This is a genomic window from Mesorhizobium sp. M7A.F.Ca.CA.001.08.2.1 (assembly GCF_003998455.1).
Taxonomy (GTDB): Bacteria; Pseudomonadota; Alphaproteobacteria; order Rhizobiales; family Rhizobiaceae; genus Mesorhizobium; species Mesorhizobium ciceri.
The window spans coordinates 1-2,047 of record NZ_RZPW01000950.1 but is presented as its reverse complement, the minus strand read 5'-3'; the positions used below and the strand labels follow the sequence as shown (position 1 = coordinate 2,047).

The window sequence follows — 2,047 nt, the reverse complement described above, 5'->3', positions numbered from 1 at the left end:
AGCCCGTCTTCACACCCTTGGGCGTATCTTTCGAACAGTTCCACCTTTTCTGAATAAGGAAGGCGGTGTAAACGCTGGCAACCTTCGCACCGATAGTGGGCGGCAACGATGAACCAACGCCCTGGCTTGGTGAACTCGTTTCCACATCCGGGGCATTTGAGTGTCATCTCAACCGAAGATAGTTTCTGGGAGAGCGGCATCAGGTCGCGTAACTCAAACTGCCGACGCCAGAATCAGCGTTATCCCCACCACCGTCGACGCATAGATCGTGGCTAAAGCACGATCGGTCGAGGAATACTCGGCGGGTGTGCGAGGCCGGCGAAGTCGGGGCCTCGGAATGTTTCGGTGCCCACGGGACGTTGGCGGAAGCGTTGTCATTGCAAGCGTGCAAAGATAGACGCTGGGCTATATCGGCGGCGATCAGAGAATAGTCCGCCACCAATTTCGACCTGTCCGAGACAATGGAGATTTCACGTTGCAACATCGCGCGCCTCCCATGAGTTCTCCCAACTGACGGGTCTAAATTATGTTCCGCCAATTTTGAGAGGGGTGCTGCTGCCGATGTGCTGGCGCGGCTAATCTACCAGCAACAGGAGCGGCTTGCTTTGGCTGCTCGTGCCAAATCACCTGCCGCAAGTCGCGCATGTCGACCTGCTGTCCGCACGTCGGGCAGGTATAGAAGTTGTCGTCCTCATCGGCTGGTTCGCCGCCGTGCTCCTTGCCGGGAATGGATGGTCCACGTCGGACGGCCTCGTCATGGCTGTCAAACAGTCAATTCGTCTAAAATGTTCCGGAACCATTTTAGCGCATGCTAAATTGAAACGCAGTCTTGCGGGTCAGTTCATGCGTCTGAAGTTCATCCGGCCAATGTTCCCCACGCTTGTCGAGGTGCCGCCGACAGGGGACAACTGGATTCACGAAATCAAGTACGATGGCTACCGGACGCAAATCATAATCGAGACGGCACGGCCCGAGCGATCACGCGAAGAGGCTATGACTGGTCATCGACGTACAAGACGATTGTCGAGGCGGCGGCAACCCTTTCTCCCAAGTCGGCAATCATCGACGGCGAGGCAATCGTCCTCAATGGGAAGGGCGTGTCGGATTTCCATTCGCTGCGGTCCGCAATGCGATGGGCGCCGGATCGGATCATCTTCGTCGCCTTCGATCTGTTGCACCTGGACGGGGTCAACTTGCGCCCAGCACCTCTGCTGGAACGTCGGGAAAAGCTGCTCGAACTCGTCGGGCCTGCCAAGGGCGTGATCCAGTACAGTCACCATGTGCATGGCGGCGGGGCCGACTTCTACGCCGCGGTTGATCGCATGGGCCTGGAGGGCATGGTGTCGAAGCGGCCTGACAGCGTTTATCGGTCAGGCGACACCGAAGCGTGGCTGAAAACCAAATGCTACGAGGAAGTCGACTTTGAAGTGGCAGGCGTGCAGCTAAAACCGGGATCGGCACCACTCGCTTTGATGGCAACCCGCGATGCGGAACGCCGCTATGTCGGATCGGCTCACATCGCCCTGAACAAAGCCATGCGAGAACGCCTGTGGGCCAAGGTGCAGGAGGGGAAAGGCACGCCACCGAAGGGAGCCGACAAGCCAGACGCCGAATGGATCAAACCTGGCCTTGTCGGACGAGTGAAGACCCTTAAGCGCGAGGACAAGCTACGCCATGCGACTTTGCGGGCGATCCGCGAGGCTAAGGCATGACGCCCCGGCCGCTCCACCATGTGAACGTCGAACCCAACTCCCCTGTGGCAGTCGATCAGCGTGCAGCCTTGAAGCTCGTCCGAATGGCCATCGAGCAGGTATGCCCTGCCGGCGTGCTGCCTAGCGAGGAATGGGTGACGGGCTACTATGGCCCAGAACCGATCTATGAAGGCGAGGCATTGGCCAAGGCGATCATTGAGACCGTGGAGCGCCTGACGAAGTAAGCCCGCCGCTGAGGACACAATTACAGCGGCGGGCCTTGCACTTGCACCAGAGCTTGGATTTGTGGAGGGGAATCTCAACCAAGCACATTTCCAACTTCAATTTTTGAAACA

3 protein-coding genes are annotated in these 2,047 nt (G+C 58.2%); 2 read left to right on the top strand and 1 reads right to left on the bottom strand.

The features are described 5' to 3' along the window. On the bottom strand, positions 1-200 hold a 200-nt coding region (locus EN914_RS38805), incomplete at its 3' end, for a hypothetical protein (protein WP_127232429.1). Positions 201-815: 615 nt separating this feature from the next. Between EN914_RS38805 and EN914_RS33345 the strand changes: the two genes are divergently transcribed. Further along, a complete protein-coding gene (locus EN914_RS33345; RefSeq protein ID WP_348631955.1) occupies positions 816-1,712 on the top strand; it encodes an ATP-dependent DNA ligase in 897 nt (298 codons plus the stop codon). Beyond that, positions 1,709-1,936 (top strand): hypothetical protein, encoded by a 228-nt coding sequence (locus tag EN914_RS33340; RefSeq protein ID WP_024505446.1) that lies wholly within the window; start codon positions 1,709-1,711, stop codon positions 1,934-1,936. The genes EN914_RS33345 and EN914_RS33340 overlap by 4 nt, the downstream gene beginning before the upstream one ends. Positions 1,937-2,047 lie beyond the last annotated feature (111 nt).